This is a genomic window from Rhizobium etli 8C-3 (assembly GCF_001908375.1).
In the GTDB taxonomy this organism is placed as follows: Bacteria; Pseudomonadota; Alphaproteobacteria; order Rhizobiales; family Rhizobiaceae; genus Rhizobium; species Rhizobium etli_B.
The window spans coordinates 750,993-766,844 of record NZ_CP017241.1; the positions used below are offsets into that span (position 1 = coordinate 750,993).

At 60.1% G+C, this 15,852-nt stretch carries 13 protein-coding genes and 1 tRNA gene; 10 read left to right on the forward strand and 4 right to left on the reverse strand.

Annotated elements, in window-relative coordinates; all coding sequences use genetic code 11:
- The first annotated feature begins 76 nt into the window (after positions 1–76).
- The 3 genes from AM571_RS03820 to AM571_RS03830 are packed head-to-tail and all read left to right on the forward strand — an operon-like array spanning position 77 to position 2,955.
- Positions 77–1,219, forward strand: coding sequence for an ABC transporter ATP-binding protein (locus tag AM571_RS03820; protein ID WP_074060260.1), 1,143 nt, complete (start codon positions 77–79; stop codon positions 1,217–1,219).
- 2 nt (positions 1,220–1,221) lie between these two features.
- On the forward strand, positions 1,222–2,133 hold the full coding sequence (locus AM571_RS03825; RefSeq protein WP_074060261.1) for an ABC transporter permease subunit: 912 nt from the start codon (positions 1,222–1,224) through the stop codon (positions 2,131–2,133).
- 3 nt (positions 2,134–2,136) lie between these two features.
- Complete coding sequence (locus AM571_RS03830) at positions 2,137–2,955, forward strand: ABC transporter permease (protein WP_074060262.1); 819 nt, start codon at positions 2,137–2,139, stop codon at positions 2,953–2,955.
- A gap of 3 nt (positions 2,956–2,958) precedes the next feature.
- Here the strand turns inward: AM571_RS03830 and AM571_RS03835 are convergent, their stop codons facing one another.
- Entirely contained in the window at positions 2,959–4,848 is a 1,890-nt protein-coding gene (locus AM571_RS03835; protein WP_074060263.1) for an AsmA family protein, read from the reverse strand.
- A 164-nt stretch (positions 4,849–5,012) separates the two neighbouring features.
- Between AM571_RS03835 and AM571_RS03840 the strand changes: the two genes are divergently transcribed.
- Positions 5,013–6,965, forward strand: a complete 1,953-nt coding sequence (locus AM571_RS03840; protein ID WP_074060264.1) for an acetoacetate--CoA ligase — start codon at positions 5,013–5,015, stop codon at positions 6,963–6,965.
- Positions 6,966–7,177: 212 nt separating this feature from the next.
- On the opposite strand, the gene AM571_RS03845 is transcribed toward AM571_RS03840, so the two are convergent.
- Complete coding sequence (locus tag AM571_RS03845) at positions 7,178–10,714, reverse strand: PAS domain-containing sensor histidine kinase (RefSeq protein WP_074060265.1); 3,537 nt, start codon at positions 10,712–10,714, stop codon at positions 7,178–7,180.
- A 214-nt stretch (positions 10,715–10,928) separates the two neighbouring features.
- On the opposite strand from AM571_RS03845, the gene AM571_RS03850 reads away from it, so the two are divergent.
- From AM571_RS03850 to AM571_RS36855, 5 genes are all read left to right on the forward strand, one after another.
- On the forward strand, positions 10,929–11,378 hold the full coding sequence (locus AM571_RS03850) for a phasin (RefSeq protein WP_039844018.1): 450 nt from the start codon (positions 10,929–10,931) through the stop codon (positions 11,376–11,378).
- Between the two features lie 130 nt (positions 11,379–11,508).
- A tRNA-His gene (locus tag AM571_RS03855) sits at positions 11,509–11,585 on the forward strand.
- A 206-nt stretch (positions 11,586–11,791) separates the two neighbouring features.
- Positions 11,792–12,037, forward strand: a complete 246-nt coding sequence (locus AM571_RS03860; RefSeq protein WP_074060266.1) for a helix-turn-helix domain-containing protein — start codon at positions 11,792–11,794, stop codon at positions 12,035–12,037.
- A gap of 135 nt (positions 12,038–12,172) precedes the next feature.
- Positions 12,173–12,610, forward strand: coding sequence for a DUF4174 domain-containing protein (locus AM571_RS03865; RefSeq protein WP_074060267.1), 438 nt, complete (start codon positions 12,173–12,175; stop codon positions 12,608–12,610).
- Positions 12,611–12,635: 25 nt separating this feature from the next.
- Positions 12,636–12,812 carry a hypothetical protein gene (locus AM571_RS36855; protein WP_165921961.1) on the forward strand — a complete coding sequence of 59 codons (177 nt, stop codon included), beginning with the start codon at positions 12,636–12,638 and terminating at the stop codon, positions 12,810–12,812.
- Here AM571_RS36855 and AM571_RS03870 read toward each other — a convergent pair.
- Together AM571_RS03870 and AM571_RS03875 are read right to left on the reverse strand one after the other, a co-directional pair.
- Positions 12,797–13,678, reverse strand: a complete 882-nt coding sequence (locus tag AM571_RS03870) for a LysR family transcriptional regulator (RefSeq protein WP_074060268.1) — start codon at positions 13,676–13,678, stop codon at positions 12,797–12,799. The two genes, AM571_RS36855 and AM571_RS03870, sit on opposite strands and share 16 nt — an antisense overlap.
- A 32-nt stretch (positions 13,679–13,710) precedes the next feature.
- A complete protein-coding gene (locus AM571_RS03875; RefSeq protein WP_074060269.1) occupies positions 13,711–14,043 on the reverse strand; it encodes a putative quinol monooxygenase in 333 nt (110 codons plus the stop codon).
- A gap of 197 nt (positions 14,044–14,240) precedes the next feature.
- Here AM571_RS03875 and AM571_RS03880 point away from each other — a divergent pair, with 197 nt between their 5' ends.
- Positions 14,241–15,737 (forward strand): CoA-acylating methylmalonate-semialdehyde dehydrogenase, encoded by a 1,497-nt coding sequence (locus AM571_RS03880; protein ID WP_074060270.1) that lies wholly within the window; start codon positions 14,241–14,243, stop codon positions 15,735–15,737.
- Positions 15,738–15,852: the final 115 nt, after the last annotated feature.

The window sequence follows — 15,852 nt, forward strand, 5'->3', positions numbered from 1 at the left end:
GAAACGTCCGGGCCTTTTCTTGGCGACTGCCGGCCGTGGGGAGGGCCGGTTCTCAAATCATGTCTCGGGGAACCAAATGAAGTCACTTGGCAATATTCGCCGCACCTTCGCGCCTTGGGCCGATCCGGCTTCCAAGCCGTTTATCTCCTTCAAGAACGTGACGAAGAAGTTCGGCGACTTCACCGCCGTGAATGACCTGTCGCTGAATATCTATCATCGCGAATTCTTTGCATTGCTCGGCGCATCGGGCTGCGGCAAGTCGACATTGTTGCGCATGCTCGCCGGCTTCGAGCAGCCGACCTCCGGCGAAGTGATCCTCGACGGCACGAACCTGGCAGGTACTCCGCCCCACAGGCGGCCGGTCAACATGATGTTCCAGTCCTACGCGCTCTTCCCCCACATGACGGTCGAGAAGAACATCGCTTTTGGCCTGCGCCAGGACGGCATGCCGAAGGACGAAATCATCGAGCGCGTTATGCAGATGCTGAAGATGGTGAAGCTGGAGCAGTTTGCCTCCCGCAAGCCGAACCAGCTTTCCGGCGGTCAGCGTCAGCGCGTGGCGCTCGCCCGCTCGCTTGCCAAACGCCCCAAAGTATTGCTGCTCGACGAACCGCTTGGCGCACTTGACAAGAAGCTGCGCGAGGAAACGCAGTTCGAGCTCATGGATCTGCAGCAGAATCTCGGCCTCACCTTCGTCGTCGTGACCCATGACCAGGAAGAGGCGATGACGATGGCAGATCGCATCGCAGTCATGAGCCACGGCAAGGTCGTCCAGGTGGCGACGCCGGCGGAAATCTACGAAGCCCCGAATTCGCGTTTCGTGGCGGATTTCATCGGCGATGTGAACATCTTCGACGGCCAGGTTGCTTCCACCGAGGCCGGTACGGTCGAGATTGCGGTCGACAGCGGTTTCACCATCAAGGTCACGACATCCGATAAGCCCGCGACGGGCAGCAATGCCGGCTTTGCAATCCGACCTGAAAAAATGAAGGTGCTTCGTCATCCGCCGCGGAACTCTTCGGTAAATGCAGCGTCCGGCGAGCTTTGGGATATCGGCTATCTCGGCGATATGACGGTTTTCCATGTCAAGCTGAAGAGCGGAAAGGTCGTGAAGGCTTCCTCCCTCAATGCGCAGCGTGCGGTCGATGATCCCTTCACATACGACCAGGAAGTCTGGATCTCCTTCGCCGAAGATGCCGGCGTGATTTTGAGGGATTGACCATGGGCAGGCTTGGTTCCGCGATCTACAGCCGCCTCGTGATCATCGTTCCCTATGCTTGGTTGCTGATCTTCTTTCTCGCGCCGTTCTTCATCGTCTTCCGTATCTCGATGTCGGCAACGGCGATCGCGATGCCGCCCTATACGCCCGTCTTTTCGTTCGGCGATGGCTGGACGGGCTTTTGGGACAAGGCATCGACCTTCTCCTTCGAAAATTACAATTACCTCATCGACGATCCGCTGTATTTCAACGCCTACATCTCAAGCGTCGTTATCGCCGCGATCTCGACATTCCTGACGCTTCTCATCGCTTATCCGATTGCCTATGGCATGGCGCAGGCCCCTCGCAGCATTCGCCCGACACTGCTCATGCTCGTCATCCTGCCCTTCTGGACGAGCTTCCTGATCCGCGTCTATGCCTGGATCGCGATCCTGAAGCCGGAGGGCCTGCTAAATCAGGTGCTGATGGCCAGCGGGATCATCGACAGCCCTCTCATCATCCTGAACACCAACATCGCCGTCTATATCGGCATCGTCTACTCCTACCTGCCGTTCATGGTTCTGCCGCTCTATTCCTCGCTGGAAAAGATGGACGGGACGCTGATCGAGGCCGCGCAGGATCTCGGCTGCACGCCGATCACGGCCTTTTGGCGTGTGACGTTCCCGCTTTCGCTCCCGGGCGTTATCGCCGGCTGCATGCTGGTCTTCATCCCGGCCGTCGGTGAATTCGTCATTCCCGACCTGCTCGGCGGATCGCAGACTCTGATGATCGGCAAGACGCTCTGGAGCGAGTTCAACTCGAACCGCGACTGGCCGGTCTCCTCCGCTGTCGCGACGATCCTGCTTTTGATCCTGGTGATCCCGATCGTCTTCTTCCAGAACGCGCAGGCCAAAGCCGACGAGCAGGGAAGGTAAACCATGCTGCAATGGACCCGCTTCAACATCGTATCGGTCACACTCGGCTTTGCCTTTCTCTACCTGCCGATCGTGCTGCTCGTGATCTTTTCGTTCAACGAGTCGAAACTCGTCACCGTCTGGGGCGGTTTCTCGACCAAATGGTACGCGCAGCTGCTGTACAACCAGGCTCTGCTCGATGCAGCCTGGGTGACGGTACGCGTTGGCGTGGTCTCCGCCACGCTGGCCACCGTCCTCGGCACGCTCGCGGCGCTCACGCTGGTGCGCTACACGCGGTTTCGCGGCCGCATGCTTTTCTCCGGGATGGTCTACGCCCCGCTGGTCATGCCCGAGGTGATCACCGGCCTTTCATTGCTGCTGCTCTTCGTGGCGATCGGGTTTGACCGCGGCTTCTGGACGATCACGCTGGCCCATACGACGCTTACGATGTGCTTTGTCGCGGTCGTCGTGCAATCGCGCCTGGTGAGCTTCGATCATTCGATCGAAGAAGCAGCACAGGACCTCGGCGCTCCGCCGGTCCGCACCTTCTTCGAGGTGACGCTGCCGATCATTGCGCCCGCCGTCTTTTCGGGCTGGATCCTGGCATTCACCTTGTCGCTCGACGACCTCGTGATTGCGAGCTTCACCTCGGGCCCGGGCGCCACGACCCTGCCGATGCGAATCTACAGCCAGGTGCGCCTCGGCGTGACCCCGGAAATCAACGCGGTCTGCACGATTCTGATCGGTATCGTGACGGTTGGGGTCATCTGCGCCTCGATCGTCACCAAGAGCCGCGAGATTCAGCGCGAACGCGATGAGCGTGCGGCAGCCAATGCGCCGTGAAAATCACTGGAGGCCGGGTGCCTGCTGATTGATCAGCGGAACCGGCGAAATCACCGGGTTCGGCCAAGAGCCGCCGACGAAGAATGGCAGAAGCGGCAAAACTGCCCTTTTGGCGTCATCCGTGGCCAGCAGCGATCCGGAAAGGGCCAGTCCCCTGGATTCGTACGGGATGATGCCCGAAAGGGTCAGCGTCTCGTCTTTGCCTTGAACGCTGACGCCGCGAAGCTCGGCCGAGCCATCCGCGAGAGTGGCAACCACGTCGACCCGGTTGAATTCGAACGCGCGGCCCGAAACCGCGCTCAGCGGGAAAAATTTCTGCTGAGCGGCCTGGCTTCGGATGGCTTCGACGTCAAGGCCCGCGATCGAGCCCGCATTGCCGTGGAATGCCAGCTGTCCGCTCACGTCTCCAGCACCTGCCGTCCATATCGGCTTGTTGGTCTTCAGCGAAATGTCGAGCGATCCATTCGTGAGCGGCAATGGGCCCTTCAACTGCAGCCGTTCGATAAGCCCGGCAAAATCGGCACCGCGGATCGAGACCTGCAGCCTGCCGCCGCCGTCGAAGTTCCCGCGCATTGCCTCAAGATGCGCCGTCATCTCTCCGCCTTCGAACTGGCTGTCGCCGATATCGAATTTGGCTTCGTTGCTGGAAACGATGATGCTTGCCCCGACATCAAAGAGCTGAAAGGGCGGAAGCTGCATTTCCTTGGCGGAGAGCCTGAGGTCGACATCAAGCTTCTGCAGCGGACCGCCATCTTCGGGCGCGCCCGCTTCGCCGGCGGCCAGGCGCAGAGTAAAGGCATCGAAGAAAGGCTTGAGGTTCATATGGTCGAAGGCCAGCGTGCCGCCAAGCCTTGCCCGCGCGCTTGTGTCGATGGAGATGTCCATGACACCGGTTGCATTCGCACCGTTGAGTCCGAGCACGACGTCGTTGAAGCGCAGGCCGTTGGCGGCGGAAAATATGTCGCTCTCGATCGAAAACGCCCTCAGCGTCTCAACGTCCGCGATGGACTTGCCGGACCAGGCCAATAGCGCCGGCATGTCGGGAATATTGACCGACATGTTGCCGGATTGTCCCGCAAGGCCCGAGATCCCCCCGATACCGTTGAATTCTGCCGTGATCAGCCTGGAGGTAAGTGCGGTTTTGATCTGAGCAACCTTGCCGCCGAAGATCAGCAGCGGGCTATTGGACGAGAAGTCGAGCTTCAGGTCTTCCCCGCTCGTTCTCGCCATCAGCACCGCCGTCATCGGGCTTGAGAGTCGCGGCCAGGTGATATCGGCGGTCACGCCTTCGAAATGATAGGTCTTGCCACTTGCAAGATCGGCGACATTGAGCGTGCCGTCCTCGACGGTGATCGCACCGATCGTCGCATCAAGCCTTTGATCGAGGACCTCGGCTCCACCTTCCTGGCGCGCGCTGGTGATCGCCTTTGCAAGCTGCCCGGCATAGGTCCAGTCGATCAGCCCCTGTTGGTCGCGGGTGAGGGAAAGATTGGGGCGCAGCAGGTGGAATTCATGAAAGCGGGCGCTGCCGCGGATGGCGTCGATGAGGCTGAAATCGGCCGAAAGGCTCTCGATCGTGCCGAGCAGCTTGTTGCCGCTGCTTTCGGGCTGGCGGATGGCGATCTGGTTCAGCGTAATGCGCGGTGTCGGCCAGAATTCGAGAACCGGCGCGCCCTTGATCTCGGCCTGATAGCCGGTCCATTTCGACAATACGTCCTCGATGCCGGAGCGCACCAGTCCGCTCGAAACGAGGTAAGGGGCGGCAACGCGAAGCGCCACGAAAACGATGGCGGCGAAAAGGATAAGGCTCGTTGCAATTCGTGCGAAACCCGGCAGCCAGCGGGAAACGGGTAGCATCTTTCGCCGCCATTTTGGTTGTCTTGACGTACCCATAAGCCCCGCCAGGATTTTCAGCTGCTTATCCGTTATCTATCGATTTCGCCGGATATATGAAACGGGAGATATATGCAAATCGCCGGGAGCCTGCCTCCGCAGCGATGCACACTTTATAATGCGCTGCAGCATGGTATATAGCGGATAATAGGGGAGGAGATTGAATGAGTGACACCGTGCCGCTTTGGGTGCCTTCGAAAGAGTCGATCGAGGCAAGCCCGATGCATGCCTTCGCAAAGCGCTGCAGCGCCGAGTTTGGTCTGGAACTCAAAACCTACCTGGACCTTCATGCCTGGTCGATCAAGGAACCCGAAAAGTTCTGGACCTCGGTTTGGGCGTTTTGCGGTGTGAAGGGGGAGCAGGGCGCTCGGGCGCTGGCCGACGGCGACCTCATGCTCAAGGCTCGTTTCTTTCCTGATGCGAAGCTGAACTTTGCCGAGAACCTGCTTTCGGACAAAGGGCCGGCTGATGCGATCGTCTTCCGCGGCGAAGACAAGGTCGAGTATCGTTGGTCGTGGGACCGGCTGCATGCGCTTGTATCCCAGCTGCAGCAAGCCTACCGCGCGCTTGGCATCGGCGAAGGGGATCGCATCGCCGCGATGATGCCGAACATGCCCGAGACGGTCGCCTGCATGCTGGCCGCCGCCTCGATCGGTGCCATATGGTCGTCCTGTTCACCGGATTTCGGCGAACAGGGCGTGCTCGACCGCTTCGGGCAGATCGGCCCCAAGCTCTTCATTGCCTGCGACGCCTACTGGTATGGCGGCAAGCTGCAGGATGTGAAGGCGAAGGTTTCTTCTGTCGCAGGGAGCCTCGGTGTTCCGGCCGTGATTGTCCACTATGCCGGCGATGCCGCAACGGTTGCCAGCGAGACCCCGAAGGCCAAGACACTCGAAGAATTCGTCAAACCTCATCAGCCAAAAGCCGTCGAGTTCGTGCGGCTTCCCTTTGCCCATCCGCTCTATATTCTCTTTTCCTCCGGCACTACTGGCGTGCCGAAATGCATCGTTCATTCCGCTGGCGGCACGCTCTTGCAGCATTTGAAGGAGCATGTGCTGCATTGCGGCCTGAAGCGTGGAGAGAAGCTCTTCTATTTCACCACATGCGGCTGGATGATGTGGAACTGGCTGATGAGCGGCCTTGCCGCGGGCGTCACGCTTTGCCTGTTCGACGGCTCACCCTTCGCGCCGGACGGCAATGTGCTCTTCGACTATGCGCAGGCTGAAAACTTCGCGGTCTTCGGCACCTCCGCGAAATACATCGACGCGGTGCGCAAGAGCGGGCTGACGCCGCGCACCACCCATGATCTTTCGAGCCTGCGTCTCATGACATCTACGGGATCGCCGCTTTCGCCTGAAGGCTTTACTTTCGTCTATGAGGGCATCAAGCAAGACCTCCAGCTGGCCTCCATCTCGGGCGGCACGGATATCGTCTCATGCTTCGTGCTGGGCAATCCGCTGCAGCCGGTCTGGCGCGGCGAAATCCAGGGGGCTGGCCTCGGCCTTGCCGTCGACGTCTGGGATGATGAAGGCAAGCCAGTCCGCCAGCAGAAGGGCGAACTGGTCTGCACCAAGGCCTTCCCGTCGATGCCGGTCGGCTTCTGGAACGATCCGGATGGCACCAAGTACAAAGCGGCCTATTTCGAGCGCTTCGAGAATATCTGGTGCCATGGCGATTTCGCCGAATGGACGGAGCATGGCGGCCTTGTCATTCATGGGCGCTCCGACGCGACGCTCAACCCCGGCGGTGTACGCATCGGCACCGCCGAGATCTACAACCAGGTCGAGCAGATGGAAGAGGTGGCCGAAGCGCTCTGCATCGGCCAGGATTGGGAGGACGACGTCCGAGTGGTGCTTTTCGTTCGCCTCGCGCCGGGTGCGGCGTTGACGGACGATCTCGTCAAGGCGATCAAGACCCGCATCCGCACAGGGGCCTCGCCGCGCCATGTGCCGGCGAAGATCATCGCGGTCAGCGATATTCCGCGCACCAAATCCGGCAAGATCGTAGAGCTTGCGGTGCGCGAGGTCGTGCACGGGCGGCCGGTGAAAAACAAGGAGGCGCTCGCCAATCCCGAGGCGCTCGACCTTTTCGTCGGACTCGAGGAATTGCGCGTCTGATTGCAATCAAATGCAGTTATAGGTATGGCCTTCGATCGTTTCCGTCGCCTCGAAACCTTTCATTAAGAAAGGTTGGTCAAAGGTAAAGGAAGTTCGGGCTGCGCATGAGCAAAAAAGTTTGCCTGCGGGCTCGCAAGCATGATGCCGATTGACCAGGCTCTTGTTGAACAGCACCAAATTCCAGGCAGCCTTTCGCGGCTGCCTTTTTTGATTCAGCCTGCCAGCACGCGCTGCGACGGGAAGGTTACCTCAACCAGCGTGCCGTCGTTCGGCGTCGAATTGATCGCGAAGATCGCCCTGTTTGCATCCACCATCGCCTTGGTCAGCGGCAAGCCGAGACCCGTCCCGTCGCCGCGGTGCCGCGACTGGGCCGAAACCTGCCGGAACGGCTTCATTGCTTGGTCGAGTTCGCTGCGCGTCATGCCGATGCCGGTATCGCGCACACGCAACACGACGCTGCCATTTGCTTCATATGACGTTGAAACCACGATCTGACCGCCTGACGGCGTGAAGCGGATGGCGTTGGAAAGGATGTTGAGGGCGATCTGCTTGATGGAGCGGAGATCGGCAACGACATTCGGCACCGACTGCGACAGGGCCGTACGAATGATGACGCGCTGTCCGTTTGCCTGCGGCTGGACCAGAGCCACGGCCTCCGAAATCGCCTCGTTGAGGCCGACGGATGCGAAATCAAGATCCATCTCGCCCGCTTCGATCTTCGAAATATCGAGCAGATCGTTGACGATATCGAGAACATGGCGGCCCGAACGACCGATGTCGTTGGCATATTCGATGTATCGAGGATGGCCGATTGGTCCGAATCGCTCGCTCGCCATCATGTCCGAAAAACCGATGATGGCGTTGAGCGGTGTGCGGATTTCATGGCTGATTCGCGCCAGGAAATCGGTTTTGTGGGCATTTGCCGTTTCGGCGGCGCCCTTTGCGTTGCGAAGCTCCTCCTCGGTGCGCTTCCACTGGGTGATGTCGCGGATAACGGCGCAATAGCCGCTCGAGGAAGTAAGCTGGCCCATGGTCATGAACAGCGGAACAAAGCCGCCGGATGACTCGCGGCCGATGACTTCACGCCCGTCGTTCAGCACGCTTGCGACGCCATGGCCTGAGAGGCCGTTCAGATAATCGAGCACCGCCTTCTGGCTTTCATGCGCAAAGAGCATCACGAAGGGTTTGCCGCGGGTCTCTTCCTCATCGTAGTTGAAAAGCGCGCTTGCCGAGCGATTCATCGATCGGATATCGCCTTCTGCGCCGATGACGACCACGCCGTCCGTCGCCGTTTCCAGGATGGAGCGAAGTTCTTCCACCTCGACCTGCAGCTTGGCAACCTTTTCGACCATGCGGTCGGAACGGGTGTCCGGGCGGGTTTTTTCGTTCTGAGCGGGTGCGACGTCGCTTCCCTCGACAGGCATTAGCGCCAGCATGAGCGCGCTCGATTCCTCCCAGCGGATCGATTGCAGGCGGGCGGTGACCGGTACGAGCGAATCGTCGGCCGTCACGAGGACCATTGCGCCCGGGCGTCCCGCTTTCTCGTCCAAGTCTCGGCGTTGAAGCAGCGCGTCGATCCCGCCCACATCGCTGAGATCCTCAAGCGAAGAATAGCCGGTCAGGCGCATGAAATCGGGATTGGCGTGGATCAGCGCATCGCCGGCATGGACGAGCACGGCAACCGGCAACTGGTCGACGGTGGCCGCCGATAGCCCATCCGTCATCTTCACCCGCGGGGGGATGGCACTGTGCAGCACTTCGATCTGGCTAAAGGTTTCGTGCAGGCCCTCGGTAGCGTCGTCCTTACTCGGCTCGGGCGTTTCGGCGTGCTCCTCCGGCTTGGCTGCATCAGCCGGTTCTTCGACGGCCGTGCTCGCGCTCTCGAATATTGCCTCGTTCGGTGCGCCTTCGGATGCAGCTTCCGCCGGCTTTGTGGAAGCAGCGCTGCCTGCAGCACCGGGTTCGGCGGGAGCCGGCTCATCGTCGCGAACGCCGAAAGCTTCCAGGCGTTTGGCGATCTCGCGGAAGTTTGCCTGCTCGGCGGCACTCAGCGTCGGGCCTGCACCATGGAGTTGGATGATCTTGTCCGTCAGCCGGCGGCTCGGCGCATCCACCACGCGCAGGACCGGCGGCTCTTCGCGAGACACGGCTTGGGAGACTGCCTCGGGCTGCTCTATGGCTTCCGGCACGCCCGGTTGGCGCTCAGCGTCTGATGCCGGCGGAGCCGCCCCTTCCGGCAACTGCTCGGGGCCGGCCGTGTCGCGGCCGAAGGCATCGCCTCCCAGCGTCAGACCAAGTGCCAGCGGATCCTCGTTGGCATCGGAAAGCCGGACAACGCCGAAGCCGCGGAAGCCGTCGAACTCCCGGTTGCGCGTATAGGTCGGCAGTGCGGCGAGATCGACAGGAACGATCAGGCTCGTTCCCTCGATCGGCCAATGGATCGTCTTGCCCGACCATGTGTCTCGCCGCGCGAGTGCTTCGGCGATCTTGCCTTCGGGATCGAGGTTGAAGAGTGCGGCAATGTCGGAAAAGGCGACGCCGATGATATTGGCGGCGTGCGGACCAACGGCATCGGCGAATTCACTCGACACTTCGCTGAAGTGGCCATCGGCATCGATCTTCCACACAAAGCGCGTCGCACGACTGTTTGGCTTGAACGCGAAGCCGTTTGCTGTCGGCGGGGCGGCAACCTTGCCTTGGCCGCCATCTTCGGTTTCGTGCCCCGGATTTTTTCCGTCAGGTTCGATCTGGCGCTCCACCACGGCATCGGCAGGATCTGCTCCTGTCTCCGCCTCTATCTTATCGCCGGCGGCCGGGTCAGCGAAGTCAGCGCGCGGCATCTCGGGTTCGGACAGGACAAGCTCGTCCGGTCCGTGATCGATGAGCGGCTCGTCTGCCGCTTCGGCTGCGGGCTTTGTTTCCTCGCCGTCGACAATCTCCAGCGCTTCTTCGACGTCTTCGATAAGGGCAACTGCGTTGAGTGCGTCGTCGAGTTTCGCGCCCTTTGGCTGGTCGATATGGTTAACGGCGGCTGTGGATAACGGCTCATCCGGCACTGTCGCGTCGATCGGGTCGAGATTGCCAAGAACGGTTTCGACGGCAAAGAGAAGATTAAGCGCCGGTTCGTCGCTGAGCTTGCCGACGGCAGCGGGCAGGTAACCCTTGCCGGTTGCAACCGGCCGCTTGACGAGCCGGTCGGGATGGGCGCCTGCAAGGTTCGTCAGCGTCTTGGCGGTCTGCTGGGTGATGCCGAGCGACGCAAAGCCGGGCGAGGACGCAATGACTTCGCCTTCCGCGCCGATTACGGCCATATGCGTATCGGGATCGTCGAGCCCACGTAGCATTCTCGCTGCCGATTCTGCGGCAGGAAGCGGTTGTGAGGCTACGGGTACCGACAACAGGATGCCGCGCTCGCCGGACGACAGACCGATCATTTCGGCCGTTGCTTGGGCAGGAGCGCGCTGGAAGCCCTTGGAGATCCGGATCATTAGGCTTTTGGCGTCGCCGATCGTGGCGAGCTGGCGAGCGGTCGTCTCGATCTGGCGGAACGTGATGTCGGCACGATTCACGCCCTGATCGAGAAGATCGTAGACTGCGGTCTGGCCGAAGAGTTCCGCGCCGGCGCCGTTGGCCCAAAGCAGGCGGGAAAGGTCGGCCGAGAAAAGCACCATTGCTTCGCCACGCGAAAAGCGTTCCCGCACCCGTTGATGCACGGCAATGTCGATGAACGGGTACTGGACTGCGGGCATGTCGGAACCTTGTCCCTTTCGGCCTCTCAAAAATTAACGGTCTATTAATAACGACGCACCGGAAACGGGTCCAGCGGAGGGGTCGGGTTTCGGGTGAAAAGGTTAATGTGTTGTGCGGCGCACAATTATGTTGCAATGCACAATGGAATGCCTTATATAAGATATATCCAAACTAAGAAGGCATTGATCGCCTGAACCCAAGGAGCTTAATTCGATGGCTAACATAAAGATCGACGACGTTTTTTCAATGTCCTCCTTCGACCCGTCCAAGTTTGCCGAATCCTTCCGCGACTTCGCGGAAAAAGGTGCCCAGCAGTCGCGTGAGGCCTATGCAAAGATGAAGGCCGCCGGCGAAGATGCCGGCAAGACCCTCGAAGCCACGGTTCAGACCGCCCAGGCCGGCACGGTCGAAATCGGCCTGAAGGCGATCGACGCACTGCGCACGAACGCTGAGAATTCCCTCTCGCACATGGAAGCCCTGCTCGGTGTGAAGTCGATTGCAGAACTCGTCGAACTTCAGACCGCGTTCCTGCGCAAGCAGGCGGAACTGACCGTCGAGCAAGCGAAGTCGATGCAGGAAACCTCCAAGCAGGTTGCCGAGAAGCTCGCAAAGCCCAGCAAGGAAGCCGCTGAAAAGGTCATGGCCTCCTTCAAGGCTGCCTGACCGCTCCAGGGTGCAATCAGAAAAAAGGCTGGACCCTATGTCCGGCCTTTTTGTACATTGAGGGGAGATAGGGCTTGAATTCGTTTCCGAGTCCTCGTATGTGACCCCCGTCGCGCCGGGCGCGATTTGTGCGGTTGTAGCTCAGTTGGTTAGAGCGCAGGTTTGTGGCACCTGAGGTCGGTGGTTCGAGACCACCCAACCGTACCATACCATTCCTCTCAGAAACCGGAATTCGGCAGATGCACGTGGGCCGTCCGGCCTGTTATCTACTGAACTCTTGCCCTCTGGCACAGGCTCCCTATCTAGCCACCGCAGCCTTGGTAAACTTTGTGTTATATTGCGTTGCAAAATGTGAGCTGGAATGTCATTTTGTGCCGGGGGTTACATCAGAGTGCTTTTAGAAGGAGACATTAATGTCCATTTCTCTCAAGAATCTGGATGAATCCAAAGCGACGGTGGTTTCCGCGATGAATGTTGCCGCCGAGGTCAGGAAAGCGCGTGAGGCAGTTGGTTACAGCGTCGATGATCTGGCGGTCACCTGTGGACTCGTCACTCATGAAATCATCGAAATTGAAAACGGGGAAAATGCCGACCCTGCAAAGTTGCGACGTATTGCTGCCGCATTGCAGGTCCCGCCGTCCGATTTCGTTCCTCTGTAAGGCAACAATGTGAACGAACTAAAAAGCCGGTCAAATTTTGACCGGCTTTTTTTTTGCCTTCGGCCCTATTGCCTCGAAATTCATGGAACCTGGCCATCCCTCCTGCCGTTTAAAGTAGGACGGGAGAGAACCAGCATGTCAAAAACGCATCTTTACGGTGCAACCAAGGTCGAAGAGACGCAGGGTGGTCAGGCGCCGGTCGCGAGCCTCGAAGAGTTCCGGTGGAAGAGCCGGGTTCTGGTCATTTTCGCCGACACGGACAATAGCCGCGCTGCCCGCCAGGAAAACCAGTTGCTTGCCGATCGCACTGGCCTTCAGGAGCGCGACATGGTCGTTTTCAAGATCTCCGGCAGCACGGTCAAGCCGATCTTCGGCGCAGGCGGCGATCTGAATGAAACGGCGCTTCGAAAGGAGCTTCGTGGTCCAGAGGCTGGTGAATTCGCAGCCGCCCTTGTCGGCAAGGACGGAACCGTGAAGCTCAAGGTGAGCGAGCCGGTGAGCAACGGCGAACTCTTTGCCATCATCGACAGCATGCCGATGCGTGCAGCCGAAGCCCTGAAACCCGACAGATAAGCAAATCGAAGACGGAAGGAGCAGGATGTCCGTTCCCAACGAACCGATCCCCGATCAGCCGCCGATGCCCGGGCCTGGCTGGAAACCGGAGCCGCCTGTCAAGGAGCCGGAGCCCGATCGCCTGCCGGACGAGACGCCCGATCCCAATCCGGACGAAAACGAAGAGCCTCCGAAGCAGGTCGGCGGTCAGAGAAACATCTGACGTTCCGCGCCGACCAGTTCCTGAAGATAGTCGGCCACGGTGCGCACGCGCACCAGATCGCGGGCGCTCTCGTGATAGGTCGTCCAATAGGCACGCCGGATCGATACATCGGGCAGGATACGGACCAGTTCGTCATATTGCCTGGCGATATAGTCGTGCAGGATTCCGATGCCGGCGCCCGAACGCACCGCTTCGGTCTGACCGGTCGCCGAGGAGATCTCAAAGCCGGCGCTCCAGTTGCGCATGACCTCGCCGGTGAAATTCAGCGATTGGGAGAAGAGCAGGTCCTCGACATAACCGATGCGGCGGTGCTGTTTCAGCGCCTCGTTGTTGTCGGGCAGACCGTTGCGTTCGGCATAACCGCGCGAGGCATAAAGCCCCAGCGTATAGTCGGTCAGCTTCGATGATACGAGGCGACCCTGTTCGGGCCGTTCCAGCGTGATGGCGATATCCGCCTCGCGTTGGGAGAGTGAAAAGGAACGCGGCACTGGCACCAACTGGATTTTCAGCTCCGGATGACGCTCGATCAACCGTCCAAGACGCGGGGCCAAGAAGGAAACGCCGAAGCCGTCCGGCGCCCCCACGCGGACCGTGCCGGCGATAGCAGTGTCGGTGCGGCCGAGGTTGGCCTGCGCGGCGAGCATTTCCGTCTCCATCCGCTCTGCCGAGGAGAGGAACACCTGGCCTTCGGCTGTCAGTTCGCAGCCATTGGTGCGGCGAGTGAAGAGGCGAGTCTTAAGGGCCTCCTCGAGCGACGTCAGGCGCCGCGAGAGAGTGGCGTGGTTGAGCCCCAGCCGCTTGGAGGCGGCAAGGATCTGCCCCGTTCTGGCGACGGCGAGGAAGATGCGGACGTCGTCCCAGTTCATGTCCTTAATTCCCTGCCGACCAAGTTTTAAACCTACCTCGCCAGATCATCGCCGGTCTTGCCGCGCAGAATGATGGGATCGACATCAATGAGTGACAGCGACCTGACCATGCGCTCGCTCGACGTCTTGTACTTGAGGAAATGCGGCGTCTTCAGATGTGCTTCGTAGTCCTCCTGGCTGGCATAGACTTCGAAGATGCAGATTCTCTCCGGACGATCCTTGATGGAGACCGCGTAAAGGGTGAGCACGCCTGATTCTGACGCGGCCGAAGCCTCGATTTCTTCAGCCAGCAGCGCACGATAAGCATCGAGCTGGGTAGGGTCTATCTCCAGTTCCGCCATTCTCACGACACGTTTGCCGCTCATCGATGGACGGCCTCTCTTGAGTTCGGCCTCTCGGCGCGCGGCTGTCCAGGATTGCGCCTTTGCAGAAGGCCTCCTTGGAGCAGCTCGCACGCTTTGGCTTCGATTTTTGCACAACGGTTGCTTATCGCATTGCATTGATTTGTGCAAATTGAAGTGCGACTATGCGCCATCAACGGAAATAAATGAGGAGGACATCCATGCGAAAGATCGGTCATTTCATTGGCGGCAAGCATGTTGAGGGCACAAGCGGCCGCAGCAGCAACGTCTACAACCCGGCAACCGGTGAGGTCCAGGCAACGTTGGCGCTCGCAAGCGTCGAGGAAATCCGTGCCGCGGTCGAAAACGCCAAGGCGGCGCAGCCGAAATGGGCCGCAACCAATCCGCAGCGCCGCGCCCGAGTCTTCTTCAAGTTCGTGGAACTCCTGAACAAGCACATGGACGAGCTGGCCGAACTGCTCTCCAAGGAGCACGGCAAGACCGTCGAGGACTCAAAGGGCGATATCGTCCGTGGCCTTGAAGTCTGCGAATTCGTCTGCGGTATCCCGCACCTGCAGAAGGGCGAATTCACCGAAGGCGCAGGTCCGGCGATCGACATGTATTCCCTGCGCCAGGCCGTCGGCATTGGCGCTGGCATCACGCCGTTCAACTTCCCGGCCATGATCCCGATGTGGATGTTTGCGCCGGCAATCGCCTGCGGCAACGCCTTCATCCTCAAGCCCTCCGAACGCGACCCGTCCGTTCCTCTGCGCCTGGCCGAACTGATGATCGAAGCGGGACTTCCGGCCGGCATCCTGAACGTCGTCAACGGCGACAAGGCCGCCGTCGATGCGATCCTGACGGATCCGGATATCGGCGCCGTCTCCTTCGTTGGTTCCACGCCGATTGCCCGTTACGTCTATGGCACCGCCGCCATGAACGGAAAGCGTGCGCAGTGCTTCGGCGGCGCGAAGAACCACATGATCATCATGCCGGATGCCGACTTGGACCAGGCCGTCAACGCGCTGATGGGCGCAGGCTACGGTTCGGCTGGCGAACGCTGCATGGCGATCTCTGTTGCGGTTCCCGTCGGTGAGGAAACCGCAAACCGCCTCGTTGAGAAGCTGACCCCGAAGATCGAGTCGCTGCGCATCGGCCCCTATACCGATGATAAGGCCGACATGGGACCGCTCGTCACCAAGGAAGCCTATGCGCGCGTCAACAGCCTGATCGACCGCGGTGTCGAGCAGGGCGCGAAACTCGTCGTCGACGGCCGTGGCTTCAAGCTGCAGGGTTATGAAGACGGCTATTTCGTCGGCGGTTCGCTGTTCGATCACGTCACGCCCGACATGGATATCTACAAGACCGAAATCTTCGGACCTGTGCTTTCAGTCGTTCGTGCCAGGAACTACGAAGAGGCCCTCGATCTGCCGATGAAGCACGAGTACGGCAACGGCGTCGCCATCTATACCCGCGACGGCGATGCCGCTCGCGACTTCGCCTCGCGAATCAACATCGGCATGATCGGCATCAACGTCCCGATCCCCGTTCCGCTCGCCTATCACTCCTTCGGCGGTTGGAAGGCCTCCAGCTTCGGCGACCTCAACCAGCACGGTACGGATTCGATCAAGTTCTGGACCAAGACCAAGACCGTCACCGCCCGTTGGCCGTCAGGCATCAAGGACGGCGCCGAATTCGTCATGCCGACGATGAAGTAGTGTCGAAAGGCAAAAGAGTACCGATCTGGGGGCCACGGCCCCCATTTTGCGATTCGGATCGTTGCACCTGCATGCGCGTGCTCCTCAGTTCGGCGAGGGTGGCTAGCTTTCGCAA

Excerpts from the sequence above, each read along its gene's own strand:
- AM571_RS03820 (WP_074060260.1), top strand. The coding sequence starts at position 77 with ATGAAGTCACTTGGCAATATTCGCCGCACCTTCGCGCCTTGGGCCGAT.
- AM571_RS03825 (WP_074060261.1), top strand. The coding sequence starts at position 1,222 with ATGGGCAGGCTTGGTTCCGCGATCTACAGCCGCCTCGTGATCATCGTT.
- AM571_RS03830 (WP_074060262.1), top strand. The coding sequence starts at position 2,137 with ATGCTGCAATGGACCCGCTTCAACATCGTATCGGTCACACTCGGCTTT.
- AM571_RS03835 (WP_074060263.1), bottom strand. The coding sequence starts at position 4,848 with ATGGGTACGTCAAGACAACCAAAATGGCGGCGAAAGATGCTACCCGTT.
- AM571_RS03840 (WP_074060264.1), top strand. The coding sequence starts at position 5,013 with ATGAGTGACACCGTGCCGCTTTGGGTGCCTTCGAAAGAGTCGATCGAG.
- AM571_RS03845 (WP_074060265.1), bottom strand. The coding sequence starts at position 10,714 with ATGCCCGCAGTCCAGTACCCGTTCATCGACATTGCCGTGCATCAACGG.
- AM571_RS03850 (WP_039844018.1), top strand. The coding sequence starts at position 10,929 with ATGGCTAACATAAAGATCGACGACGTTTTTTCAATGTCCTCCTTCGAC.
- AM571_RS03860 (WP_074060266.1), top strand. The coding sequence starts at position 11,792 with ATGTCCATTTCTCTCAAGAATCTGGATGAATCCAAAGCGACGGTGGTT.
- AM571_RS03865 (WP_074060267.1), top strand. The coding sequence starts at position 12,173 with ATGTCAAAAACGCATCTTTACGGTGCAACCAAGGTCGAAGAGACGCAG.
- AM571_RS36855 (WP_165921961.1), top strand. The coding sequence starts at position 12,636 with ATGTCCGTTCCCAACGAACCGATCCCCGATCAGCCGCCGATGCCCGGG.
- AM571_RS03870 (WP_074060268.1), bottom strand. The coding sequence starts at position 13,678 with ATGAACTGGGACGACGTCCGCATCTTCCTCGCCGTCGCCAGAACGGGG.
- AM571_RS03875 (WP_074060269.1), bottom strand. The coding sequence starts at position 14,043 with ATGAGCGGCAAACGTGTCGTGAGAATGGCGGAACTGGAGATAGACCCT.
- AM571_RS03880 (WP_074060270.1), top strand. The coding sequence starts at position 14,241 with ATGCGAAAGATCGGTCATTTCATTGGCGGCAAGCATGTTGAGGGCACA.